This window comes from Candidatus Saccharimonadaceae bacterium ML1 (assembly GCA_030253535.1).
GTDB classification, from domain to species: Bacteria; Patescibacteriota; Saccharimonadia; order Saccharimonadales; family Saccharimonadaceae; genus Saccharimonas; species Saccharimonas epibionticum.
The window spans coordinates 810,574-834,871 of the sequence record CP124550.1; the positions used below are offsets into that span (position 1 = coordinate 810,574).

Annotated in this window: 24 protein-coding genes, 1 tRNA gene and 2 pseudogenes; 11 read left to right on the top strand and 16 right to left on the bottom strand. The window is 47.3% G+C overall.

What is annotated here, in order from left to right:
• Position 1 precedes the first annotated feature (1 nt).
• Positions 2–1,177, bottom strand: coding sequence for a Fic family protein (locus SEML1_RS04230; protein WP_376753971.1), 1,176 nt, complete (start codon positions 1,175–1,177; stop codon positions 2–4).
• 199 nt (positions 1,178–1,376) lie between these two features.
• Here SEML1_RS04230 and SEML1_RS04235 point away from each other — a divergent pair, with 199 nt between their 5' ends.
• The 3 genes from SEML1_RS04235 (at position 1,377) to SEML1_RS04245 (ending at position 3,843) form a co-directional block, all read left to right on the top strand.
• Positions 1,377–2,159, top strand: coding sequence for an ADP-ribosyltransferase (locus tag SEML1_RS04235; protein WP_376753972.1), 783 nt, complete (start codon positions 1,377–1,379; stop codon positions 2,157–2,159).
• Between the two features lie 112 nt (positions 2,160–2,271).
• On the top strand, positions 2,272–2,517 hold the full coding sequence (locus tag SEML1_RS04240; RefSeq protein WP_376753973.1) for a hypothetical protein: 246 nt from the start codon (positions 2,272–2,274) through the stop codon (positions 2,515–2,517).
• An 87-nt stretch (positions 2,518–2,604) separates the two neighbouring features.
• Positions 2,605–3,843, top strand: coding sequence for a polysaccharide deacetylase family protein (locus SEML1_RS04245; RefSeq protein WP_376753974.1), 1,239 nt, complete (start codon positions 2,605–2,607; stop codon positions 3,841–3,843).
• A 3-nt stretch (positions 3,844–3,846) separates the two neighbouring features.
• Here SEML1_RS04245 and SEML1_RS04250 read toward each other — a convergent pair whose 3' ends face one another.
• From SEML1_RS04250 to SEML1_RS04305, 12 genes and pseudogenes are all read right to left on the bottom strand, one after another.
• Positions 3,847–5,199 carry a hypothetical protein gene (locus SEML1_RS04250; RefSeq protein WP_376753975.1) on the bottom strand — a complete coding sequence of 451 codons (1,353 nt, stop codon included), beginning with the start codon at positions 5,197–5,199 and terminating at the stop codon, positions 3,847–3,849.
• Positions 5,189–5,926 (bottom strand): TIGR03943 family putative permease subunit, encoded by a 738-nt coding sequence (locus SEML1_RS04255; RefSeq protein WP_376753976.1) that lies wholly within the window; start codon positions 5,924–5,926, stop codon positions 5,189–5,191. The genes SEML1_RS04250 and SEML1_RS04255 overlap by 11 nt, the downstream gene beginning before the upstream one ends.
• A 7-nt stretch (positions 5,927–5,933) precedes the next feature.
• Entirely contained in the window at positions 5,934–6,815 is an 882-nt protein-coding gene (locus SEML1_RS04260; protein ID WP_376753977.1) for a permease, read from the bottom strand.
• 31 nt (positions 6,816–6,846) lie between these two features.
• Entirely contained in the window at positions 6,847–7,416 is a 570-nt protein-coding gene (locus SEML1_RS04265) for a non-canonical purine NTP pyrophosphatase (RefSeq protein WP_376753978.1), read from the bottom strand.
• Positions 7,417–7,944 (bottom strand): AAA family ATPase, encoded by a 528-nt coding sequence (locus SEML1_RS04270; protein ID WP_376753979.1) that lies wholly within the window; start codon positions 7,942–7,944, stop codon positions 7,417–7,419.
• 44 nt (positions 7,945–7,988) lie between these two features.
• Positions 7,989–8,399, bottom strand: a complete 411-nt coding sequence (locus tag SEML1_RS04275; protein ID WP_376753980.1) for a hypothetical protein — start codon at positions 8,397–8,399, stop codon at positions 7,989–7,991.
• A 147-nt stretch (positions 8,400–8,546) separates the two neighbouring features.
• Positions 8,547–9,077 (bottom strand): annotated as a pseudogene (locus SEML1_RS04280) (Shedu immune nuclease family protein); the annotation flags it as partial.
• A gap of 252 nt (positions 9,078–9,329) precedes the next feature.
• Positions 9,330–9,632, bottom strand: a complete 303-nt coding sequence (locus SEML1_RS04285) for a hypothetical protein (RefSeq protein ID WP_376753981.1) — start codon at positions 9,630–9,632, stop codon at positions 9,330–9,332.
• Positions 9,625–10,782 carry a hypothetical protein gene (locus SEML1_RS04290; protein ID WP_376753982.1) on the bottom strand — a complete coding sequence of 386 codons (1,158 nt, stop codon included), beginning with the start codon at positions 10,780–10,782 and terminating at the stop codon, positions 9,625–9,627. The genes SEML1_RS04285 and SEML1_RS04290 overlap by 8 nt, the downstream gene beginning before the upstream one ends.
• 796 nt (positions 10,783–11,578) lie before the next feature.
• Positions 11,579–11,653, bottom strand: a tRNA-Asn gene (locus SEML1_RS04295).
• A gap of 57 nt (positions 11,654–11,710) precedes the next feature.
• On the bottom strand, positions 11,711–12,049 hold the full coding sequence (locus tag SEML1_RS04300) for a LexA family protein (RefSeq protein ID WP_376753983.1): 339 nt from the start codon (positions 12,047–12,049) through the stop codon (positions 11,711–11,713).
• Positions 12,021–13,373: an O-antigen ligase family protein gene (locus SEML1_RS04305; protein ID WP_376753984.1), complete on the bottom strand. Its 1,353-nt coding sequence runs from the start codon at positions 13,371–13,373 to the stop codon at positions 12,021–12,023. Before SEML1_RS04305 ends, SEML1_RS04300 begins: the two co-directional genes overlap by 29 nt.
• A 40-nt stretch (positions 13,374–13,413) precedes the next feature.
• Here SEML1_RS04305 and SEML1_RS04310 point away from each other — a divergent pair, with 40 nt between their 5' ends.
• Both SEML1_RS04310 and SEML1_RS04315 read left to right on the top strand, forming a co-directional pair.
• Positions 13,414–14,850: a sugar transferase gene (locus SEML1_RS04310; protein ID WP_146477684.1), complete on the top strand. Its 1,437-nt coding sequence runs from the start codon at positions 13,414–13,416 to the stop codon at positions 14,848–14,850.
• Between the two features lie 3 nt (positions 14,851–14,853).
• Entirely contained in the window at positions 14,854–15,390 is a 537-nt protein-coding gene (locus SEML1_RS04315) for a nucleoside/nucleotide kinase family protein (RefSeq protein ID WP_376753985.1), read from the top strand.
• Here the strand turns inward: SEML1_RS04315 and SEML1_RS04320 are convergent.
• Positions 15,351–16,400: a UbiA family prenyltransferase gene (locus SEML1_RS04320; RefSeq protein ID WP_376753986.1), complete on the bottom strand. Its 1,050-nt coding sequence runs from the start codon at positions 16,398–16,400 to the stop codon at positions 15,351–15,353. The genes SEML1_RS04315 and SEML1_RS04320 overlap by 40 nt on opposite strands.
• Positions 16,391–16,999 carry a hypothetical protein gene (locus SEML1_RS04325; RefSeq protein WP_376753987.1) on the bottom strand — a complete coding sequence of 203 codons (609 nt, stop codon included), beginning with the start codon at positions 16,997–16,999 and terminating at the stop codon, positions 16,391–16,393. Before SEML1_RS04325 ends, SEML1_RS04320 begins: the two co-directional genes overlap by 10 nt.
• A 73-nt stretch (positions 17,000–17,072) precedes the next feature.
• On the opposite strand from SEML1_RS04325, the gene SEML1_RS04330 reads away from it, so the two are divergent.
• Positions 17,073–18,191 (top strand): glycosyltransferase, encoded by a 1,119-nt coding sequence (locus tag SEML1_RS04330; protein ID WP_376753988.1) that lies wholly within the window; start codon positions 17,073–17,075, stop codon positions 18,189–18,191.
• Here SEML1_RS04330 and SEML1_RS04335 read toward each other — a convergent pair whose 3' ends face one another.
• Complete coding sequence (locus SEML1_RS04335; protein ID WP_376753989.1) at positions 18,192–18,626, bottom strand: adenylyltransferase/cytidyltransferase family protein; 435 nt, start codon at positions 18,624–18,626, stop codon at positions 18,192–18,194.
• A gap of 49 nt (positions 18,627–18,675) precedes the next feature.
• On the opposite strand from SEML1_RS04335, the gene galE reads away from it, so the two are divergent.
• From galE to rfbA, 5 genes and pseudogenes are all read left to right on the top strand, one after another.
• Positions 18,676–19,692 carry a UDP-glucose 4-epimerase GalE gene (galE, locus tag SEML1_RS04340; protein ID WP_376753990.1) on the top strand — a complete coding sequence of 339 codons (1,017 nt, stop codon included), beginning with the start codon at positions 18,676–18,678 and terminating at the stop codon, positions 19,690–19,692.
• A 15-nt stretch (positions 19,693–19,707) separates the two neighbouring features.
• On the top strand, positions 19,708–20,721 hold the full coding sequence (gene rfbB, locus SEML1_RS04345; RefSeq protein WP_376753991.1) for a dTDP-glucose 4,6-dehydratase: 1,014 nt from the start codon (positions 19,708–19,710) through the stop codon (positions 20,719–20,721).
• A 10-nt stretch (positions 20,722–20,731) separates the two neighbouring features.
• Positions 20,732–22,167: pseudogene (locus SEML1_RS04350) on the top strand (sugar nucleotide-binding protein).
• Positions 22,168–22,253: 86 nt separating this feature from the next.
• Positions 22,254–23,417: an ATP-binding protein gene (locus tag SEML1_RS04355; RefSeq protein ID WP_376753992.1), complete on the top strand. Its 1,164-nt coding sequence runs from the start codon at positions 22,254–22,256 to the stop codon at positions 23,415–23,417.
• Positions 23,414–24,268: a glucose-1-phosphate thymidylyltransferase RfbA gene (gene rfbA, locus SEML1_RS04360; RefSeq protein ID WP_376753993.1), complete on the top strand. Its 855-nt coding sequence runs from the start codon at positions 23,414–23,416 to the stop codon at positions 24,266–24,268. Before SEML1_RS04355 ends, rfbA begins: the two co-directional genes overlap by 4 nt.
• Positions 24,269–24,298: the final 30 nt, after the last annotated feature.

Here is a 24,298-nt window from a genome sequence, read left to right on the forward strand (position 1 = left end):
ATCATCCTAGAGATTCGTCTTCTGCGAATACTTCTACATAATCTTTATACGTATACTTCTTACCATAACCATCGTTCTCGTCGGCTGGATAAAGGATATTCATATCAACGAGACGATCTATCAGCTTGTAGGCTGATGGCCTACTGTACCTAGTTTGATTAACAACATCAGCGATACCTACAGTTGGCATCTTATAAAGAAAGCGAATCATATCAAGTGTTTTCGGAGCTGTAGCCTTGCCAAGTTTCTGAGCTTTTCTCATATCTCGTTCTCGTAATTCGGTTATCTTCCGACATGTCTCAATAGACGAATTAGCGATATCTATCACGCCGTCTAGAAAGAACTCCACCCATTCTTCAGCGTTACCGTTCTCTGAATGGTAAGCATTGAGTTTTTCATAGTAGGTTTCTTGATGTTTCTTAAAATACGTTGACAAATAGAGGACTGGCATTTCCAGTAACCGCCGATGCCACAAAAACATCGTCACGAGCATGCGTCCAGTTCGCCCATTGCCATCAAGAAATGGGTGGATTGTTTCAAACTGGGCATGCAACAAACCAGCTTTGATAAGCGGTAAATATTCATCGTCAGCATGAATGAATTTTTCCAGGTCGTTTAGCGCTTGATTCATTTCGCAAACAGGCGGCGGCACAAAGCGCGCGTTATCCGGACGGGTGCCGCCGATCCAATTTTGCGTACGACGAAACTCACCGGGGAAAGGGTTGTGCGTATTGCGCGCACCAGTCATGAGTTTCTCGTGTAGCTCACGGATGAAACGCAGCGAGAATGGAAAATCCTTTGCCCGCTCTAATCCATAATTAAGCGCCTCAATATAGTGCAAAATATCATCAACGTCTTGCGGCAAATTATTACGCCGCTCAATATTTAGCGCCTCGATTGCGTCAGAGATAGATGCCTGTGTACCTTCAATTTGGCTTGAGGATGAAGCATCTTTGCGAACGAACATTTCCAAAAAATAATCTCTATCTGGCAGTAAGGCTGTAATGCCGTCTAGTTTCCCTAAGAGTCGCATCGCCTCAGCATGCTTCTGTTGAATAGCCGATGAGAACACTAGTGTATCTTTTGGCGGAAACGGCTCTAAGACAAAAGCCTTAAACCCTTCTGGCTGGGGTCTATATACACCAATCCTAGGATTTTTACTGCTAATCTTAGTCATACTATGTAAAGATTTTAGCATTTTTTATTTACATTTACAATAATTTGTAAAGTTTTTAGCTATTTTATTTACATATGACATAGAGATGTAAAGTTTTTACATATCACTGAGGTAATTTACGCCTAAAGAGCGCAAAATGACGAAGTGGCAGCCGCCATTGCACTTCAACTGCCGTTGTATATGGGTAATGATACGTAAGATGTCGGATGACTACAAATCACCTGAAGTTACCGGTATGAAGAACGAAGCGCTTGCCGATAAGGTAGAGCATCTCAAAACAACGCGCAAGCAGGAGCTGATTGATACTGGCTTTTTACTAGGCGGCATTACAAAAGTTGAGGTGGAAAGCTTGCTGATGTATCAAGGAACATATTACAGAGAAATCAACGACCACTTCCGATTTGGCAAAGCTATCACGCCTGGTGCGCTCAAGGCGTCGCAGCGTGTTGACAATGTTATCGCACGCAGTGCAACGAATGGTCGGATTCCAGTGTATCGCGGCATTGGACTAAACGATGAACTGAAAGTTGGTCAGATACTGGAGGAAAGTGCTTATATGTCGACAAGTTCATCACGTACCATAGCCACAGAGTTTGCGGCAGTATCAAGCAAGACCCATAGATATGTCCTGGAATTTGAAATTCCAAATGGCTATCATAGTGTCTATATGGATAAAGTACTCGGTGAACGCTCGCAATACGACGAGGCGGAATACCTGCTTGGCAGAGGTAGGCGTGTTATAATCAAGAGTATGGAACAAGATGGCGATATCACAAAGGTAAAGGCTGCACTCATTGATGAAACGGGGCGCGAACTTGCTGATAAACAGAAGCCGGTTTTCATCACTACTCCGGAAGAGGCGGCAGCGGCAGCCGCCAAAGCCGAAGCTAACTTCGACATCAACAGTCCGCGTACTCGGCGTATATTCAAACGCTGGAAAGAAGACAACGAAAGCTTTGCAAAAGCGAACGGTTTGAAGTAGTTGCCAACTCTCCTCTCTCTGTAGTACAATAACCGTAAGCAACGTGGTCACAAGCAGTGGGCACGTTTTTTCTTTCTCTCGCAGTCCGGAAAGGTAATATGCCGCCGCTATCGTGGCCATTTCAAACGTTGCTAAAGAACAAACAATCATGAAAACACAAACAAACACGAACACAAACACACTACGAAGCCGCTATGTCGCGGTTACCGAGCATGAAGATGTAGAGCTTGCCGATGCTCATAACGGCAAGTTCAAACGATTCAAGAAGATGATCGCCGGCTATGGCGACTTCGTAGACCCGCGGAATGCGGGGAGGAAGATGGTGCTGGATAAAGAGTTCTCACGCAAAACCAGTTAATTCGGGTAGTAGAGACCCATTTTAATAGACGACTTCGGTCGTCTATTTTTTATGCTACGGTATAGTGCATTATGTTATAACTATAATATGACGCGTTCAAAAACACATAAAATCACATCGCCCGTGCCAAAGAAATCGACGCGAAAAATGCCAAGAAAACGGCGGAGCATTTCTTTGAAAAAATCATGCATCATCGTCTTTGCTGTAACGCCAGTTCTTGCAACCACATGCTTAGCGCTCGCGTTTCACCTGAACCGCCCGCATGTTACGCCAGCAGCCGATCCCGCCGACACCAAATATTATTTCGCAAATCCAAAATATCGCGACATTACGTCAAAATTTGTGCAGCGCCGCAACCGCGCCGAGCAAACATCACTTGAATATCCCATTACGAAAAATCAGAAGATTAACGATACGATCGCCGCTGCTATCAACGAGAAAGACCGCGGCTTTCGCGATACGCTCGCCAAACAGTCGGCGCACATTACCGAGCCATTCACGAACACAGCGGGCTACCAAGTGCTGCGTAACGACGACCGTTTTATATCAATTACAGTGCTAATTAAGCAAAATATGCACACTACGCACTCCGAGCAGTATTTGCTATCATGGACGTTTGACAAGCAAACAGGCGATATTGCAGGATCTAACGATCTAGCGTCAACTAATCCGCCAGATAATCCTACACCATCTCCCGCTGCTCCGCAAAACAGCACAATACGGTGCAGCGGCAAATGTATCGCGTTGACATTCGACGATGGACCGGGAGCGCATAGTATGCGTTTGCTTGACACGCTTGACGCATACCACGCTAAAGCAACCTTTTTTGTAATCGGTGAAAAAGTAGCAGCACACCATGCAATTCTACAGCAGCAAGCCGCCCGCGGGCATCAAATTGGCAACCATTCATGGCGGCACCCCGATTTAACAGCGCTCGCGCCAAGCAGTGTTGCAAACGAAATCACGCAAACTAACCGCGCGATTCATGCCGCTACCAAACAAACACCGGCAATAATGCGTCCGCCGTATGGCGCGATCAATGCCTCAGTTTCGCAGCAATTACAAACATTTGGCATGTCGTCGGTTCTGTGGTCGGTTGATACGCGCGACTGGGCTGATCGCGATAGTAATATCGTATGCTCGCGCGCCGTCAGCAATGCGCGCGCCGGCGCAATTATCTTATTCCACGATATCCACCCGACGTCGGTCGACGCTATACCGTGCGTTCTTAATGCATTATCAAAGCAAGGTTTCACATTCGTGACAATTGATACGCTTTTTGGCGGGAAGCTACAGCCAGGACGATCGTATTTTAGCGCGATATAAATCCTATTTCCACACAACATCACACCCGTCTATCGTGCGCATAACGGCACCGTTCTGATCAATGAGTACGGTGCGCGTCGACATATTGCGCCCATTAACAGGATAATTGTCAAACGATGAACCCTGCTGCGGTGCAACTTCAACGGCAGCATACTGGCTGTTCGGCGATGCAGATAATCCCGTAATGTCATGCGCGCCGTCTGGATGATATAGCCTGGTTATGCCACGCCCGTCATCATATGTGACCTCACTGCCTGGTTTTCTGTCGGCAATAAACATACTCTGCATCAACCAGGCATTCTTTTCCAACAGTTTAAGCCGCACAATGTACGAATTCGCGTGCGCCGAGTCGCTGAAAACGGCGCGGCGTTCATTCTTCTCAAGGTCATATATCATGAAACCACCCGCGCTTCCGAGAAACGATAATTTCCGCCCATCGCTTGAAAAATCGCCAAGCTCGCTCGCGCTACCGAGCGGCCGCGGTTGTTTTTTACCTGTCGTGTCAACGAGTAGCAAATCGCCCTTCACCGTGACGGCCGCTATCACACGGCCATCAGGACTAGCACGCCAATCAGTCACCGCGCCCGCATGTTCAATCGCGCGCGGCGATCCGTTTGTTACGTCTAGTAATTGGAGTTGCCCGCCTTTCGTATCGGAGTGCTCTCCCGTGATGTAGCCGACGCGCCGTCCATCGCCAAGCGATTGCAGTTTCGCGGCAAGTTGTGGTTTTGCTACCGGCACCATTTGCGTGCGCTTATCATTCACGTTAACGCGCTGCAATTGCGACACGCCGTCGCGATAGGTATTCACGACCAGTTCGTCGCGCACTGCGACAAACTCAAGGATTCGCGGCGCCGCAAATAATACTTCGGTTTTTTCAGATTGCATGGTTGCCGCGATAATTTGGTCATTTGCTTTATTCTCATCGCCGCCACTATATTGCCGATGCAGGTAATATAATTTCGCCGCCGGCGTGGAAAAACGATATTCAATATCGCTGCGCTGCCGCCCATATTGGCCTGCTACATCATGTATACGCACACGGTAGTCCGTTTGATACCGCAATCGTTCATTTGGCGTGATAATTATTGTGTTGCCGTTTGTCGCCACCGATACGGAAACGGCTGGCGCCAGCGATACCTGCTCTGGCGCAACACGCTTGATCGGCACCGACGTATGCAGCACAATCCGCCCGTTCGCGTTCGTTAATTCAGCTGGATTAAGATCGGCGTAGCGTACACGAACGCCTGCATTTGCTGTTGCTATTGTGAGAATTACTATAATAGCGCTGCAAACAGCTGCCACCAGCGTAAACCGGTGCAAACACAGCCTCTTCAGCTGCACTTTAATACACATACGGCTCCCGCGGCGGCGTGACCGATTGAATGCGCGATGGTTTCAAAACGATTTTATGCAGCGAATCTGCGTCGGGGTTTTCGATAAACTCACCCGTGATTTCAAGCCAGCTATTCGGTGCGTAGCGATGGCGCCAATCCGGCGCGTAAACCGGCACGCCGATCGGCTGCGCGTCAACCACGCAGCATGTCACGAAAAAACGCGAGGCAAAAAATATATTTGCGTTACCATTATCGGCAACAAATCCGGTAATTGAAGCGGTCTTGCCCACGATAAAATTCGCGTCGTAGTGCGCCAGCAGCGACGACCAATCTTTGATGCCGAGCTGCGAGTAATCAGCCGTATCAAATAGCGCTTGCGAGACACTTACGTCAGTCAGCGTCGGGTTGCGGTCAATACCGCGGCTAACTGCCGTACGCGAACTAAGTGTTGCCGGCTGCACGAAAAGGAAACCAGCACAAGCCATTACGAGGAGAAGCGCTGTCGCCACTCTCATCGTTGTAGGACGGATACCGGTGTACACAGCTGGCTTAATAGTCTGCCGCAAACGACAGCCGGCCATCATACTTACCAACGACACTATCAATCCAACGCCAGCCATCACTAATGTAAATATCGTGTAGCGCGGATGAATATAGAGGTGCAGTTTTCCAAGCATGCCCAAGCGAATGATTCCAGCGCACAGTAGTGCCATCGCAATCGCGCCGCAATATTCAACATACCGCACCGACCATTTACAGTACACAATTCACCCCCAATCCTATTGCCGCAGACATCAACAATACCAACAGCGAAACCTGCATCAGCACTTTCGGCTGATACGTCGTCCGCATCAAACTAAGTAATTTAATGTCGATCATTGGCCCAAACGTCAGAAAACTCACAAGCGAACCAGCAGTAAACGTATCTTTAAATGCCAACGCAAAGAATGCGTCAACATTCGAGCAAATAGAAATCACGAATGCCAACGCCAGCATTGCGACGATAGACCATGCCGGGTTGCTGCCAAGTGTTAATAAAATTTCACGCGGCACAGCAACTTGCACCAATGCTGCTACCGCTGCACCGAATAAAAGCGCCGGCAACATATGGCTTGCCTCGCGGCGGAATAGTTCTAAACTACGCACCCATCGCCGTTCATGAGTGTGGCGAGAAATTTGGCACGTTTTGATAAAATCTGGCTGTAGCAATTCATCGCGCCGGCGCTTCATAAACACCCAACCAACCATATTCGCGATGACAAAACCACCCGCCATACGCCCAGCAAGCACCACCGGATCGTTCGCAAATGCTTGCTGCGTGGTAATAATCGTCACCGGATTCAATACCGGAGCGGCAAGCAAAAATACCAGCGATTCCGACGCACTCAAGCCTTGCACTAACAGTCCGCGTGCCAATGGCACATTACCGCACTCGCACACCGGCACAAATACACCCAACAACGAAATAGTAACTTGCCGCACCCAACGACACTTTGGCAACCGGCGCAACAACCAGCCTTCCGGCAGCCATACTTGTACTGCCACCGAAATTATAATACCGAGCACAACAAACGGCAGTGCCTCAACGACAATACCAATCAAAAATGTGAGAAAATCTTGCAGAGGGGTGGGCATACAACCTCTATTATACCAATCGCAAGCTCACCTATATCACCTCCTTTTGATGTTCTTTCATCCACGCTGCAAATTCCTGCCATACTGGCGCAATCAGCGCTGTTTGTTCCTCGTCAGAGAGCTCTGCAATAGTTTTGTCTTTGCCGTCAGCGACAAAATATTTATCGTAATTACGCCCATTCATGCCACGCGGTTCACGAACTAATATACCAGTCACTTTTGATGAAAACGTCTTGAGCGTCACGCCATCAAAATATGTAATCGTTCGCTGCGCGAATGCTACTGGCTTTTCAATATTTCGCGCTAGATCAACTAACTTATCTATACCGAGTACATCAAGCACATACTTTGTATATACACCAGGAAAACCACCGAGCGGTTCAATAAATAGCCCTGAGTCCATCACTACTACAGGGCAGCGCAATAACGCATGGTATTTTATCGCCTTGTCGACCGAGACCTCCGTTTGATCATCTGACTGAATTTCTGGAACGTCCGGTAAATCAATGCTTGGCGGCATTAATTCAATACCCGTACCGGCAAGTGCACGATTAGCACCGCGAAGCTTATGTATGTTGGTAGTTGTATAGAGGAGTTTCATTCATGACCCTTTCATAGTATTATTGCTGCCTGTTACGCAATCATTCAATATCTTTCTCAGCATAGCATCTGCGCTCATCTTTTCATTAAATATCTGCTCTTCTTTTACGCCAAGTACGTCACTACTCCTCCACCATTGGCGCATCTCCGCCTCGCCAAACTCATGTGCATTCGGCTTCGTGGCGTGCCGGCGTAATGTTTCATCAAACGGAATATCAAAGTAATAAACATGAACGACTCCATTAAAATTTACCATTAATTCCGCAAGCTTATTGCCGTACACGTCGCAGCGCAAAATTCCCTCTAGAATGACAATCTTATTAAGACGATTACCATACAAACACAGTTTATAGATAAGCTCAACTGCTGGATTATTCGGTACGTCTTTAACACGAAGCATAGTACGGCGCACGACATCTTGCGACACAAGCATCGCGTCCGCATGGAAATGGTCAAACAACCGTTTTGCCACCGTTGTTTTACCGCTACCAGAATTACCGCGGAGGATAATGAGATGCGAATCTTCCATATGTCTAGTATATAATTTATACCAACGCTTTACGGAAAATCATATTATCGGCATGGACGAATTATATGCGCACTATCCGTATACTCCGACCTTACTAATACAGTATCAGCCGTATCTACTGACAACAACGGCACCTCTTCAAAATACTCCACATATCTATACGCGCTAATTGCGTTTGCGAGCAGCGTCGGCAGTGTTGCAGCCGTCAATCTAATATTGCACTCTAGTACATCTAGACTATCCTTGCTTATCATCAAGTCAACACCAAAAAATCCTGTATAGCTATGGATAAGCGAGTCAATCCTGCGGCACGTCTCAGCCACAAAATTACATAGCCTATCTTCCATTACAGCTTTAATGTCTAATATTTTAGCCCCAACAAAATGAGTTCCGTCCATATACTGTTTAGAAAAACCGTAAAGTGTATATTCTCTACCATGTTTGTATATCTGCACGCAATAGTAACCACATTTTTCTTGTCATTAGCTGCAGCCTTTAGCTCCAACACTGTTGATTCGCCATAATCTGTAGTCGACAGTCGTTTCTGAAGATCGGCTAGTGTTTTTTATCTTATCGTAGAGTAAGCGTGTCGAGTTCATTTATCATTCTCTTGATTCATCCACAATAAAATGTGCTCGCTCCAGGATTTCATCAAACGTTAGCACCTCTGGATTCTTCAAATTGCGCCGAAACAGTTCAAATGAATTCTTTTTGTCACGAGTATCTAGCTGTGACGTGTTACCTATAATCAAAATACTTTTAGGGCAAACCGTGAAAGCACCACATTCGTCCTCAACCCTATCACGATTGCCATTAGTTCGCGAACCTTCAACCTCCCACGTTAGGGAATTTGTCTGTAATTGCGCCACACCGCCAGCCAGCTCATTACTTACACGCCATACTCTGTTCCTGTATTGCGCACTGTGCAACAGGGCTGTTACTGGCTTCTTTATCTCTACCAAAACAGTAAAACCAACATTTGCGGCTGTGCATTGCAGAAAGTCGCCACGCTGACCGCCAGAATCTGTGATATCTGCGCCGCCATAGTTTGGTTGCTCTTGCACAGTGCGTTGTATTTGATAGTTTAGACCATAACCAAATATCCACTTATTATTTGAGAAGAAATTTTGCCACCAGGCTTCATCTTTTTAGGTATCGCTTATAGCGTGTTTGAATTCAGTAAGTGTAGCTGCCCGGTTAGCATGTATTTTTGCCCACGATAGCCGTGTAGTAAGATCCGGATTATTTTGCGACAAATCACTCCATACTTCTTCAGTCAGGTTTCGTTCAAGCAAGCCGTTAACAACCGCCACTTTGTTTGCGTCAGTGATGACAAGCGCGCCAGCTTCATTAATAGAGAACTGATGCTGACCATACTGAACGCCTCATTCCTGGAGTAATTGGGTGAGCTTAGCGAAGGCTTCATCAAGCTTTTTTGCGGCTTCAGTTTTAAGCTTGATTTCAACACCCTCATTCTCATGTAGCTGATTGAAATTAACCGGCACTACTTCTTCAGAATTACCGTTAGCATCCTTACGATAGCGAATTATTTGACCACGAAAACCACCTCTATGGATTTGTGCTCGAAAAACAGTTTTTGTGCGAGGAGTATCGTCAAGAACGAAGTCTTCTTCTACCTCAGCAAAGCCACGTCCAACACTACGAGTGGTGATTGTTTCGTCAGGCATTATTTTTATCCGTCTTCTTTTTGACCTGTTCACGCGCATCGCTTGGGTATTCCCACGCATGACTTTCGTGCATTTTAACGTTCTTCCAAATGTTTAGCTTCTCGCGATATTCACGTGCCCTATCACCGTATCCCTTTTCGAATTCATCAGCCGTCATATCAAGCATCACCCATTCAAAGCTACAGTTAGGTGTCTTTATCATGTGCAGTTCGGACGCTATAGCAATGAGCATGTCATTCTGTGGCATTATTTGTTTTGCCGCTAGCGCTGTGGTGTAGAGAACTTTTTGACGATATTCGCGAGGTGTATTCTGATCGCCAACAAACAGGAACAAATAAGTGATGTTGTGCCCATCTTGTGGTATTAGACGCCTGTAGACGATAGACTCTTTATAGGGATACTTCGCTGCTTGGGCTGCCGCATCAAAGAACTGCTTACCGAGCACGCGGCGCTCAAAGCGATTATGACTCATCATCTTTTGCAGGAACTTGTCATGATCCGGGCTGTTGTCCTGTGTGCCGTCTAATATAAGACGACCGACGCGCTTCCTTTCGATTAGCTCATCCCAGCCCTTGCTCCAGTAGTCAGCTTCAAGCTTTTCGGCGTAGTCTTCATCCTTATTTTCTAGCTCATCGGCCGCGCCTTCAAGATCCATGAGCATCATATCTACATTTTCCGCCTCACCCATGTTGCCAAACGTGCGCTTGTTTTGAAGATATATCGCCAGCAGATCTTCCTCACCGCCAGCCATCAAAATAATATTCTTATGAATAGCTAGGAACTTTTCTTTATATCGCAAGTACTCCACAAAATCTGATACTGTGTTTAGATGTTTGACCGCGAAGCGAGTGAAGTTTTCAAAAAATATATGCACATTGCCACTGTTGTTTCCGTCATCGTAGTAGCGACCAAAATCCGGCATACCGCCTTCAATAGCCGCGATCAAAAACACTTCCTTAATCTTGGTGGTGTCGATGACTTTACTTTTGCCGGATACATTCTTGAAATTTACCGTACCGAGCTTTAAGAGTCGTCGCCTAGCACCACGACACTGTCTTATGGCTTTTTCAATATCTGATGTATTAAACTGACCAGACTTGAGTTTGATATTTTTAATCTGCCAGATTATGGCTATATCATCCAGCACCACGAGCACATCACAGAGCTCTTTACCTCTAGCATAGTGAGGGTTTCTGAAGCAAAAATCCTCAAAAAACGCATCCTTGCAAAGAGTAGCTATTAGCCGTTCGGCTACCTCACCTTTGATATTGAACTCATTTTGTGTTTTTATACCACACCTTTATCTTTCCAGCAAAAGTACTTTGCGCCACCTACCACACGCAACACCGACAGTATCTCATAGGTATTACACGCTGCTGAAACTTGACTTATTGAGGTTACCTGCATTTCCATATTTGCCTAATTGTACCATAGTTACCTTAATAAATCACACCTAGCTCCGTGCGCAGGTACAGCCAACTAGCCTGGAACAAGCGTAAACCTTAGATATGTTAATGGATCTTTAAATAACTCTGAATGGTTGGCTCCTAGCCATCCATTCCTTTCATAGATCCTGTAACTGATAGAGCTGTATACGTTGTCCATAGAACTTTCTCATACTGATTCTTATCTATATGATTAAGGTGCATTATATTATGTATTCGCTGGAATTATTATAATAATGAACGCTAATTTTTGTATATCTTTAATTTCATTAAATTTTACTATTTGTTTGCAAAAGGTTTCAAGATTCCAGTAATTATAGCCAACAAGGCAGCAATCCTTCACCCACCTTGATTAAAACAGGGTATAAAACAAAGAAACTACCCTTTCGGGCAGTTCTAACATTTTCTATACTTTATTAAAGTTTTAACTTCGTTTCTCAAACTTAACAAAAAAATAAGCAATTAGCCTGAGAAACCGATCAGGGTTTTCACTGCTGAGTTTGGCTCCGGGGGCGGGGTTCGAACCCGCGGCCTAATGGTTAACAGCCATCCGCTCTACCGCTGAGCTACCCCGGAATACATCAGTAATTGTACTGTATCAGTGCAAAATTGTAAAGGCAAGCACGCCAGCTGTTACCGCTTAACAATCGCAAGCGCTTGCCGCAAAATATCGCATTCTTTTTGCGCCGTTTCGTCGCTCATTCCTTCGCGTTTTTTCACTTCATACTCTAAGTGGCTCCACCATGGCTGCTCGGCTACACCCTGCACCACTTCAAGTGTACGCGCTGAATTGTCTTTTTTGACTAGCCAGCCGCGCGCAATAAGCCCATTCACGTGCATAGCGACCGTCGACACGCTTTTGTAGTCAAGCGCGCGCATAATTTCACGAAAACTTGGACTATAGCCGTTTCCTTTGATAAATCCGTCAATAAAATTAAGTAATTCACGCTGCTTTTTTGTGGGATACGTCATATGTTCCTCCGTTATAATTTTTACTACAAACTGCCGCTGCCAGCCCCCACCATACGATTGACACGGTATCATCCGCCCACACCGGCAGTACAATCCCGACAAACGCCAGCCCAACACCGCTCGCCCATAGGCCGACCGCATACCACTGCCGTCGCTGCTTCCATAAACCACACAGCACGAGTGTATAGATCAACACAAACAGAGCGAGTCCCAACCAGCCAACTTCGTGCGCCACCATCACGTATTGATTTTCGATAATGTGCGGCATACTGCCGTACATCGCCGCCGAACCTGTCGTACCGACACCAGCCCCAAGCGGCTGTTGCGTCATACGCGCAATACCCGCCGATAGCGACTTGACATGGTCGTCGTTTGATGTGGTACGCGCGCCTGTTGTTGGATTGTCGTGAATGATAACCGTATGGAAAAACTCTGTATTACGGATCAGATATAGTCCCGCTATGCACATTAACATGATTCCTATGCCCGCTAGCCACACGCGCCGCGAAACTCTACGACCAAACCGAAGCGCCGCAACCAGCCCAACACTACCAGCCGCCGCCACCAGCGCGCTGCGCGAATAGCTCACCCACGCCGCAACCGTTCCGATAGCCGCATAGAACGCCGGTAGCGCCAGCCACCGCTTATCACGCAATTTTTTCGCTCGTATAAGCCACCACGCCGTTGCAATACTGACAACAATAATCGCATACGCGCCAAGCGGATTCGGACCGCGCAGCGTGCTGTTGTAGCGCACAAACGCCGGATTCATGTCGACCAGCATGTACGGCGCAATTGTCGCTTCGTTGTAACCGAGATGCTTCAAAAAATCGACCGGCAATACAAATTGCACCAACAAAAACCCTAGCACAACCGCTGCACCAATCGCCGCCGTATGCCACAACCACGCGCGATACCACGGATTATAGCGCGTAACTACATATATTAGTATGAAATAAGCGATGTAGCGCAAATCAACCATCAGTCCGGCGATTGCCGCTAGTCCACCATTTGCCGCCGGTAGCGCTAACACAATGTGCAGCACGATATACAAGCCGCACAAAATCACGAGCGGATCCCGGCGAAAATCACGCGCTAAACGCTGCCCGTACCGCAGTATAATCAAAAGCGCGGCGATCACCATTAGGATCTCTTTCCAAGCCTTTATACCGAGTGCAACCGCCGGAGCCTTACTGCCAATAAAGACGCTCAGCGGCGCATGAACTACAATTAGCGCCATAATCACAACAAGCAGTCCAGCAATCGTACGGTCCAAGATAGCGCTATACCGCGGCGGCGCCAATCGCAAAATAACCCGTTTCATCTAGTGCTATTATAGCGGAATTGTTATAATGGTGGTACTTATGCCGTCGAGAAATACGAAAGCATACAGCATTTTGTTGATGATTGTCGACGCGATTATATTCGCTATCGTATTCTCTTTGGCGTATTATGTGCGTACGCAGCTTGACCACCGCGCGCTTTTACACGCTGTTTACACAACCGATTATATCGTCAGCTTTTTAGTAATCGCGCCCGTTTGGATTTTGATTTTCGCATCGCTTGGGCTTTATAGCGCAGGCATTTACACGCGCCGGCTCGTCGAGTGGAGCCGCATCATTCTCGGTACATTCATTGGTATTCTGCTCGTGATTGGCTGGGAGTATTTCACGAACATTCATATCTTTCCGGCGCGGCTAGTGGCATCGTACGTGTTCATTGGTTCGACCGCCGCGATTATTATCGTGCGCGAATTAATACGCGATATTCGCCATGAGCTGTTTCGTTATGGACGCGGCGTAAGCCGCGTACTTGTTGTCGGCAACTCCGACGCAACGACCGATATTGCGTTAGCGCTTGGTTCGACGCACAAGTCTGGCTACCAAATTGTTGCGTTCGCCGGTCCAACTCGATTATTGCCGCCGCATCTTGGCATTAATCACTACACGCGCGTTGAAGACGCGCTGCAAGACATTGATAAACTGAATATTACCACCATCATCCAAACCGATTTATACGATAGCGGAACGCGCAATCATAAAATCTTGAGCGCCGCGCAAATCGCACATATTCAGTATAATTTTATTCCTGGCGAGCCTGAGTTCTATACCGGAAAAAACACAATTGACGTATTCCTCGGCTATCCAATGATTACCGTTAGCCAGACGCCGCTGATTGGCTGGGGGGCAGTTTGCAAACGCCTATTTGATTTTATTCTCGTCGTCGCGGCGCTGCCGTTATGGGGCAGCGTTTTACTTATATTATCGATCTTCCAGAAAATTTTTAATCCCGGTCCAGTTTTTTATCGATCCAAGCGCCTCAGCCAGTATTCTAAACCGATTAAATTATATAAATTCCGCACCATGGGCGCGCAATATGGCAAAAAAGACGCCAGCTTAGAATTTGAGGACATGGGGCGACCAGACTTAGCAGACGAGTACCGGCGCAATCACAAAGTCGAAAACGATCCGCGCATTACGCGCTTCGGCAAAATATTGCGCGACACATCGCTTGACGAATTTCCGCAGTTTATTAATGTGCTGCGCGGCGATCTAAGTTTAGTCGGGCCGCGCCCAATCTTGCCGCAAGAGGTCAAGTTCAGTCAATCGCGTACCGCGCTCTTGCATAGCGTTAAATCGGGCGTCACGGGACTGTGGCAAGTGTCAGGACGATCCGACCTGAGTTTCGACGAGCGAATTGAGCTAGAACTATACTACGCGCAAAACTGGAGTTTTTGGCTCGATTTACGCATCCTATTCAAAACAATCGCCGTCGTTGTGCGCAAGACAGGCGCACGGTAAGTCATGACTCGTAAACATCAGCAGCTCATTGCTATTATTGGCCCATCGGGCGCCGGTAAAAGCACGCTTATCAAGCAGTATCTTACGCACCGGCCGTACGCACACATTCACCGTACCGTTACGACACGCCCTGCACGATCACTAAATGACGATTCGCATATATTTGTTGATGACATTACATTTGAGCATATGTTTCATAACGGAGATCTTCTTGGCATGTTTCCTTACGAAGGTTACCGATACGGACTAACGCCAATAAATTATGCAAACGCATCGCTCGTATTTGTCGCTTTGCGCGCACCCGTCGTAGCACAATTTTTATCATTCTATCCTAATACATTTGTCATACAAATTGAAGCACGAACGGAGACTTTATGTAAACGCTTACATATGCGCGGTGATAGTTCACGGGCGCAAGCTACTCAGCTTGAGGCGGAAATTACAAGCGGTAGATCTATCGCAAGCAACATCATATCGACCGATACAGCCGGCGCTTACCATCAGTTTGAAGAATTATGCGATTCATTTCTCTTAACGTGAGATTTCGGCGCAATACACGTTTTGTCATGTTTTGAACTATACAGCCACCACAATGCCATTGCAAACATTGCCGCTGCTACCGCCAAAAGATACACTGATTGAACCATCGGCACATGATAGATAGAGAGTAATCCAGCAAGCAATAGCATAAATACCCACCAGCTCATCAACCGCCCAGCGAGCGCGATGTAAACTAACTGGTCTGCAAGCACATGTTCATAACAACAACGCCATAAACACCACCACGCACCACCGATCACGGAGCTAGCAATCAGCCCAAGTCCAATTTGAAAATGATGGCTAGCAAGCCACATCGCGGCAACACCAATTGCCATCAATCCACCTGAAATGATAAGCGTTGCTTTTGGGCCATGACACACCAGAAACGTTCGTTTACCCGTTGCACGGTCGCCTTTTTCGTCGCGAAAATCTTTCAAAAACAGCCGCCCCATAAACAGCATAAATAAACCTGCGATACTTATCATTATCTCTACTGTCATATGCGATTTCCCAAGCATATACACCAATCCAGCCGGATACAATACATATCCCACCGGTAGTAGTAATAATGCCAGCACACCACGCGCCGATATACGGAACGGGCGCATTGAATAAGCGTAATTCAAAAATAATAGTACTACCGCACACCATACAGATCGCATATCAATTGCCGCCCATAGCCCGATTAATATAATTTCTAAAAAGTGTAATATCGTCCATAACGTTTTGCTATCGCTTGACTGATTGACAAGAGGTCGGTCGGATGCATCATCGCGATGCGTTAAGTTAATCATATCAACTTCATAATCGCTCAAATCATTCACTGCTACTGCATGCATATACCAACACGAGATCAAGACAACAATTACCGTTAATTGCCACCACGAAGGCAGGTCGCCGCATACTATCATCCACACAAGCAGTGTCTGTAAAATCAAAAGTGTCGCTGTTTTTGGGCGCAGTAGTTGCCATAACACGCGCCCATACCGCAGAATTATCACTATAGACATTTCGAGCTTCGCGCACACGCAACTGCTTGATTTGTCATCAAAAATAACACAACTACCCACACAAGCCCCATAATGCCGCCGCTTAGTATACCAACAAGCGCAGCAGCACGTAGACCAGCCTCCGGCGCACTAAGTTGCACGTCAGCAAGTGCCGAGGTGTATGACTTTATCTCTGGATTATTTGTGCTCGCTTCGTAAAGATAACAGTACACTTGTCGCGAACAGCGCAACTGTTTAAAAAGAAAACCGAGGCAGATCACCGGCGCTAGTACCCCAGCGCAACAAAATACCGAAATAAAGACGACTGCGCCAATGAGCGTCGACGCCGCACCGCGCGCCAAAAGCTCACTAATCAGCACCATCACGATAATTGACGTTACTATAAATGCCGCAACAACACTGTAATATATTAGATACGCCGTGCGTGTCGTATGCCCTATTATCGTTTGAAAATCGCGTTTTATCTGTTGATCAATCATGGGGTCGCTCATTATTTTTTGCGTTGCTGCCAGCACGCCACGCCGAACGCTAAAACCTGAACTTGCCAGTACTATACCTATTGCAATACCTGTTAGATTGATGAGGGCAATGACATCCATTACTATTTTAAGTATATCCAATTACTAAGCAAAAAACTAGCCGAATACCGCCACAAAACGGTATACTATCATTATGGCTACTCCGAAAATTGCGATCGTGTGCGAATTTCTCACCGTGATGGGCGGCGCCGAGAATGTCGTGCTTGCGATGCACGAAGCCTTCCCTAGTGCGCCGATTTATACCGCGCTATACAAGCCCGAAGCTGTGCCCGCGTTCAACCACGCCGATGTACGCACATCAAAATTACAAAAATTACCAAAATTCCTGCGCAAAACACACCGGCTATTTCCAACGCTCGCAGTCAAGGCATTTCAAGAATTTGATTTAAGCGAGTTTGACATTATTCTTACAAGCGCTTATTTGAATGCGAACCAGATCAAAAAATCGCGTCCCGGGCAAAAAATTATTTCGTATTGCCATACGCCCGCGCGCTACTACTGGAGCCACTATGATTTATACCGCAAGCAACCCGGGTTCGGCATGCTTAATCCAGTCATACGAGCGCTGATGCCGATTCTCGTACCGCACCAGCGAAAACTTGACTACGAAGCAGCGCAGCGCGTGGACGTTTGGATTGCCAACAGCACCGAAACGCAAAAGCGCATCAAAACCTATTACGGCAAGCAGGCAACCGTCATTCACCCGCCAGTTGAGACAAATCGATTCACGCCCGCCCGTACGCGCAGCGATTACTACGTCACGCTGGGACGCCAGCTGCCGAATAAACGATTTGATTTGGCGGTGGCGGCATGCACGGAATTAGGCGTACCGCTCAAAGTATTCGGCAAAGGAGAAATGCACGACGAACTGCGCAAAATCGCTGGTCCAACGATTGAGTTTTACACCGACCGCTTCGGCGACGCCTCCGACGAAGCCGTTGAACGTGCGCTCAATCACGCAAAAGGTTTTGTTTTCCCAAGCGACGAAGATTTCGGCATTGTAAGCGTTGAAGCCCTCGCCGCCGGCGCACCTGTTATCGGCTATGATAGCGCTGGCACGCGCGATATCGTCACCCAAGGAGAGACTGGCGTGCTCTTCGCCCGCCAAACCGTCGACGATGTCGCCGAAGCGATAAAACGCGCCGAAACAATTCGTTGGTTCCCGAGCAAACTCAACCGCACAGCACGGCGATTCGACAAGTCGCTCTTCCTCACAAAACTACGCAAAGTTGTATACGACCAGTGGCGATAACTATTCGTTGCCTGTTGCCCGATTAATACGCGTCGATGAGTCGGGTTTACCCGCACCCGCGTCAAAACGCATCGTGATGTTGTGTTTTCTACACACATCTGCCTCCGGAATTGCTTTTTCAGTATCACGATCGCCGCCGTTTGCAAAAATCAATTCGTCGCCCGGATACTGCCCTGCTACCATTTCGAGCGTTTTAATGATCGTCGGATCTTCATCAACTGAAAGCACTACCTGATCAACGCCTTTAAGTGCGCGCATCAAACGCAGGCGGTTATTTTCATCCAAAATAATCTTGCCTTTTTTTAGCAACTGTTGCTTATCGTTGTTAACGATCACGATCAGTTTATCACCCATCTGCGCCGCTGCCTCAATCATATCAAGATGTCCGCCGTGCAGCGGATTAAAGTATCCGCTTACAATCACAATTTTCATCATCTATCCTCCGTCATTTGCTGTCTAACGCTCTTTATTTTATCATAGAATTATGAAAACAATCCTTGTTACGGGCGGCGCCGGCTACATTGGCAGCCATACGCTCATAGAACTTATCGCACATAATTTTAACGTTGTCGTAATCGATAATCTCGTAAACGCTAATGTCGAAAGTCTGCGGCGCGTCGAGAAAATTACAAACACAACTATTCCATTCATTCAAGCAGACGTTCGCGATCAAGCGGCACTTGATGATATTTTCACAACGAATACTATTGACGCCGTGATTCACTTCGCGGGACTCAAAGCAGTCGGCGAATCGGTCGCCAAGCCGCTTGAGTATTACAATAATAATCTCGTTTCAACGCTCTCGCTACTTGACGCAATGCGCAAACATAACGTGAATAAATTAGTCTTCTCCAGTTCAGCAACCGTGTATGGCACGCCGAACGAGCTTCCCTTGCGCGAAACCTCGCAAACCGGCATCGGTATCACAAATCCGTACGGCTGGACAAAATACATGATTGAGCAAATTATACGTGATTACAGCGCTGCTCATGCTGATTTTCAGGCAACAATTTTGCGCTACTTCAATCCGATCGGCGCCCACGAATCCGGTATGATCGGCGAAGATCCAAACGGTATTCCGAATAATTTATTGCCGTACGTGGCGCAAGTCGCCGTTGGCAAGTTAGCGAGCGTCGGCGTATTTGGCAACGATTACGATACGCCAGATGGTACAGGCGTACGCGATTATATTCATGTCGTTGATTTGGCGCGCGGACATGTCGCTGCCTTGCAGCATATGCAAGCGGGCGCGCACGTATACAACCTCGGCACAGGGTACGGCACGTCAGTTCTCGAAATCATTCACGCGTTTAGCGAAGCGTGCGGCAAAGACCTGCCATACGAAATCAAACCGCGCCGCGCAGGCGATATCGCCGCCTGCTACGCTGATTGCAGTAAAGCCGAACGCGAGCTTGGCTGGCGCGCCGAGTTAACAGTCAAAGACGCGTGCCGCGACAGTTGGCGCTGGCAATCGCAGAACCCAAATGGCTATTCGTCGTGATGATATACTAGATACATGACCAACTTGCTTGTCACGGGAGGTGCGGGGTTTATCGGGTCAAACTTCGTGCAATATACCGTGAAACACAAACCCGAATACCACGTAACGGTAATTGACAAACTAACGTATGCCGGCAACCGCGCTAATCTTGAATCTGTCAACGACCGCATTGAATTTATTGAGGGCGATATCTGCAACGCTGAGTTAATGGATCGGCTCGTAGCAAAAAACGATATTATCGTTCACTTCGCCGCCGAGAGTCATAACGACAATAGCTTGCGCAATCCCTGGCCGTTCGTCGAAACCAACATCGTTGGCACGTATACGATATTAGAGGCGGTGCGCAAATACGATAAGCGCCTCCATCACATCAGTACCGACGAAGTGTTTGGCGACTTAGAATTAGACGATCCGAACCGCTTTACTGAAAGCACGCCGTACAATCCATCCAGCCCCTACTCCAGCACCAAAGCGTCAAGCGACATGCTGGTGCGCGCCTGGATGCGCAGCTTCGGCGTTAAAGCAACTATCTCCAACTGCTCTAACAACTACGGACCGTACCAGCACATTGAGAAATTTATTCCGCGCCAAATCACCAACATCTTGTCCGGCATCAAGCCGAAACTCTACGGCACCGGCGAGCAAGTTCGCGACTGGATTCACGTCGATGACCACAATGCTGCCGTCCATATCATTCTAGAAAAAGGCACGCTCGGCGAGACGTATATCATCGGCGCCGACAACGACCACGTCAACAACAAAATGGTTATTGAGCAAATTTGCGAGCTAATGGGCAAGGGCAAGGATTGGTATGAGCACGTCAACGACCGGCCGGGCCACGATCAACGTTACGCCATGGATTCAAGCAAGTTGCGCCGCGAACTGGGCTGGCAGCCGCGCTACACCGACAATCAAACCGGCATGCATGATGGTCTGCTGCAGACTATTGATTGGTACCGTACGCATGAAGACTGGTGGCGTCCGCAAAAAGAAGCAGTTGAGGCAGCGTATGCTAAACAGGGGCAATAAGGAGAATGGTATGAATTTTGATCCGTCAGCATATAACGAATTAACCGTCACCGAATCGCCGATTCCTGGTCTGTTCGTCGTGAAGTTGCCTGTCCACGGCGATAACCGCGGCTGGTTCAAAGAAAATTATCAAAAAGAAAAAATGGAGGCTCTCGGCTTACCTAAGTTTACAATCGTGCAAAACAATATCAGTTTCAACGATAAAGCCGGCGCGACGCGCGGTTTGCACGCCGAACCGTGGAATAAATTTATCTCGACAGCAAACGGACGCGTATTTGGTGCGTGGTGCGATTTGCGAAAAGGCGAAAACTTCGGCCGCGTATTTACGCATGAAATTAATCCGGGAACAGCGATCTTCGTGCCGCAAGGCGTTGCTAACGGCTACCAAACGCTTGACGACAACGTCGCTTACACCTATCTTGTTGACGCGCACTGGTCGCCAGACGCGCAGTATACGTTCGTCAATTTATTCGATCCAGCCCTTGGCATTGATTGGCCAATCTCGCAAAAAGACGCGATTATTTCCAGTAAAGACGCTGCTCATCCGTTATTAGCAAATGTAATTCCTCTGGAGGTTTAACTATGGACGACAATAAAATCTTTATCGTTGGCGCAAACGGGCAACTTGGCACGGCATTGCGCGCGCAATATCCTAATAGCAGGTTTGCCGATATAACCGAGCTTGATATCACAGACCGTGATTCTGTTGAAAATTTTGACTGGTCTCAGATTGAAATAATTCTCAATGCCGCCGCATTTACAAATGTTGATGCCGCCGAAACGCCGGAGGGTCGTGTCGCCGCATGGAAAGTAAACGCCGAAGCGGTCGCAAATCTCACGCGTGTTTGTCTGAAACACGATATGACGCTTGTGCACATTTCAAGCGATTATGTGTTTGACGGCACACGTGAACCACATCTTGAAACTGAGAGTTTCAGCCCCTTATCTGTCTACGGCGATAGTAAAGCTGCGGGCGATATTGTTATTAGTCTATTACCAAAACACTACGTCTTACGCACCACCTGGGTCATCGGTGAAGGTAAAAACTTCGTCCGTACCATGCTCGAACTCGCTAAAAAGAATATTTCACCAACAGTCGTGTCCGACCAGATCGGACGGCTGACCTTTACATCGGAACTCGTACGAGCAATTGATCACTTACTCACCACGCACGCTGATTATGGTACGTATAACGTCACCAACGACGGACCGCTAGCGAGCTGGGCTGATATCACCCGGCAAATCTTCACGCTCGCCAGTCGCGATGACCTGACTGTCACCGACACAACCACTGCCGAATACTTTGCCAATAAGCCTGGTGTCGCACCGCGACCGCTCGGATCGGACATGAGCCTCGACAAACTGCATGCGACAGGATTTACTAGCCGCAATTGGCAAGACGATCTATCTGAATATATCAAGAAAGAGACGACAAACCTGCGTTAATCACCGTTTTTTCGACGGTTGACCTGCGTTAATCACCGTTTTTTCGACGGTTGACCTGCGTTAATCACTATGTTACGCTACGATATATGATTCAGCGAGATGCTCAATCAACGGTAAAACCCGTTCTTAGTCAAGGGCTTGTCGCTATTATTTATGGCGCTCGACAAACCGGTAAAACAACGCTTGCGAAACAGGTTGCCACAAACTATAAAAAACCGCTCTACCTCAACTGCGATGATCCAACAGTTGTCGCCAACCTCACAGGACGATCCGCCCAGGAGCTAAAATCATATATCGGAGACACCGATTTTGTCGTCATTGATGAGGCGCAGCGGGTCGAAAATATTGGAATATCGCTGAAGCTGCTACACGACAGCTACCCGAGCATCCCGCTGCTCGTCACTGGATCGTCTAGCCTTGATTTAGCGAATCGCGTCGCTGAACCTCTTACCGGACGAAGTATTGAAATCCAGCTTTATCCCCTTAGCGTGCGAGAAGTGTCTACAGATACCCCATCAATGCTGGCTCACGCCCGTACGCTAGCTGTGCGCGGCGGTTATCCTGGTATGTGGACACTTTCTGGAGAAGAAGCATCGAAACGTCTTCGTAATATGGCTATCAATTACATATTCCGCGATGCTTTCTCGCCTGTTGTTGTTTACGACCAAACTATCTTAAACAACTTGCTACAACTGCTTGCATACCAGATAGGAAACGAAGTGAACTACAGCGAGCTCAGCCGAAAACTAGGCGTCAGCCGCGAAACTGTCGAACGCTACATTGATTTGCTGGAAAAAGCATTTATCGTTTTCAGACTCAATCAATACCGTAAAAATCTCCGAGCCGAGGTTGGTAGGCTTCGGAAAATATATTTTATAGATCTCGGTATACGTAACGCTCTAATTAATGATTTTCGCCCTCTGCATATTCGTGAAGACGCTGGATCTCTATGGGAAAATTTTTGCATCCTTGAACGTAGAAAATACCTCTCTACGACAGACCGTCTTGTTCGTTCGTATTACTGGCGAAATAGCAAGAAGCAAGAAATTGACCTTATTGAAGATGAACAAGATGTTGTTCGGGCATTTGAAATAAAATATGGTAAAAAAGAACCTAAGGTTCCTACAGAGTTCACGAAATTATACCCAAATAGCGAGTATACTGTCGTTAATCCAAGTAATTTCAATGATACGTTATTTCGAGCATTGCCTGATGATAAAATAAGTTTGTTCCAAGGAGGATTACTATGAAAGGAATAATTCTAGCTGGCGGATCTGGCACGCGCCTCTGGCCAATTACCAAAGCAATCAGCAAGCAGCTGATGCCAATTTATGACAAGCCGATGATTTACTACCCGCTAACAACGCTGATGCAAGCGGGTATCCGCGAGATTCTTGTTATTACCACGCCAGAAGACCAGGCTGGATTCAAACGCCTGCTCGGCGATGGTTCACAGTGGGGGCTTGATTTGCATTATGCCATTCAACCAAGCCCAGACGGACTCGCCCAAGCATTTATCATCGGTGAGGAATTTATCGGTGACGATAAGGTAGCGCTAGTACTCGGCGATAATATCTTTTACGGCGACGCGCTTGATGACTCCCTGCGTGCCTGCACCAATCCAGATGGCGGCACGGTGTTCGCCTATAAAGTATCCGACCCCGAGCGCTACGGCGTCGTAGAGTTTGACGAACATAACCACGCAATGTCAATCGAGGAAAAACCGCAGCAGCCAAAATCAAACTACGCTGTAGTTGGCTTGTATTTCTATGATAACGATGTCGTAGAAATCGCGAAAAACGTCCAGCCATCAGCGCGCGGCGAATTAGAAATTACTTCAATTAATGCTGAATATTTACGACGCAACAAGCTGAATGTTACTACACTTGAACGCGGCGATGTATGGCTCGACACCGGCACGATCAATAGCCTAACTGACGCCGAAGACTTCGTCCGCGTCATCCAAACCCGCACCGGACAAATTATTGGCTCACCGGAAAAAGTCGCCCACGAACAAGGCTTCATCAGCCGAGAGCAGCTTAACGAACTGGCGCAACCGCTCAAGAAATCAGGTTATGGTAATTATCTATCTTCTCTATAGCTATTCTTATTTATTAAAATTATTGACAAG

Coding starts and splice junctions, on each gene's coding strand:
- SEML1_RS04310 (WP_146477684.1), top strand. CDS start 13,414: ATGCCGTCGAGAAATACGAAAGCATACAGCATTTTGTTGATGATTGTC.
- SEML1_RS04245 (WP_376753974.1), top strand. CDS start 2,605: ATGACGCGTTCAAAAACACATAAAATCACATCGCCCGTGCCAAAGAAA.
- SEML1_RS04230 (WP_376753971.1), bottom strand. CDS start 1,177: ATGACTAAGATTAGCAGTAAAAATCCTAGGATTGGTGTATATAGACCC.
- SEML1_RS04315 (WP_376753985.1), top strand. CDS start 14,854: ATGACTCGTAAACATCAGCAGCTCATTGCTATTATTGGCCCATCGGGC.
- SEML1_RS04285 (WP_376753981.1), bottom strand. CDS start 9,632: ATGCCTGACGAAACAATCACCACTCGTAGTGTTGGACGTGGCTTTGCT.
- SEML1_RS04335 (WP_376753989.1), bottom strand. CDS start 18,626: ATGATGAAAATTGTGATTGTAAGCGGATACTTTAATCCGCTGCACGGC.
- SEML1_RS04300 (WP_376753983.1), bottom strand. CDS start 12,049: ATGACGTATCCCACAAAAAAGCAGCGTGAATTACTTAATTTTATTGAC.
- SEML1_RS04250 (WP_376753975.1), bottom strand. CDS start 5,199: ATGTGTATTAAAGTGCAGCTGAAGAGGCTGTGTTTGCACCGGTTTACG.
- SEML1_RS04270 (WP_376753979.1), bottom strand. CDS start 7,944: ATGGAAGATTCGCATCTCATTATCCTCCGCGGTAATTCTGGTAGCGGT.
- SEML1_RS04260 (WP_376753977.1), bottom strand. CDS start 6,815: ATGCCCACCCCTCTGCAAGATTTTCTCACATTTTTGATTGGTATTGTC.
- galE (WP_376753990.1), top strand. CDS start 18,676: ATGAAAACAATCCTTGTTACGGGCGGCGCCGGCTACATTGGCAGCCAT.
- SEML1_RS04265 (WP_376753978.1), bottom strand. CDS start 7,416: ATGAAACTCCTCTATACAACTACCAACATACATAAGCTTCGCGGTGCT.
- rfbA (WP_376753993.1), top strand. CDS start 23,414: ATGAAAGGAATAATTCTAGCTGGCGGATCTGGCACGCGCCTCTGGCCA.
- rfbB (WP_376753991.1), top strand. CDS start 19,708: ATGACCAACTTGCTTGTCACGGGAGGTGCGGGGTTTATCGGGTCAAAC.
- SEML1_RS04320 (WP_376753986.1), bottom strand. CDS start 16,400: ATGTCTATAGTGATAATTCTGCGGTATGGGCGCGTGTTATGGCAACTA.
- SEML1_RS04325 (WP_376753987.1), bottom strand. CDS start 16,999: ATGGATGTCATTGCCCTCATCAATCTAACAGGTATTGCAATAGGTATA.
- SEML1_RS04330 (WP_376753988.1), top strand. CDS start 17,073: ATGGCTACTCCGAAAATTGCGATCGTGTGCGAATTTCTCACCGTGATG.
- SEML1_RS04355 (WP_376753992.1), top strand. CDS start 22,254: ATGATTCAGCGAGATGCTCAATCAACGGTAAAACCCGTTCTTAGTCAA.
- SEML1_RS04305 (WP_376753984.1), bottom strand. CDS start 13,373: ATGAAACGGGTTATTTTGCGATTGGCGCCGCCGCGGTATAGCGCTATC.
- SEML1_RS04235 (WP_376753972.1), top strand. CDS start 1,377: ATGTCGGATGACTACAAATCACCTGAAGTTACCGGTATGAAGAACGAA.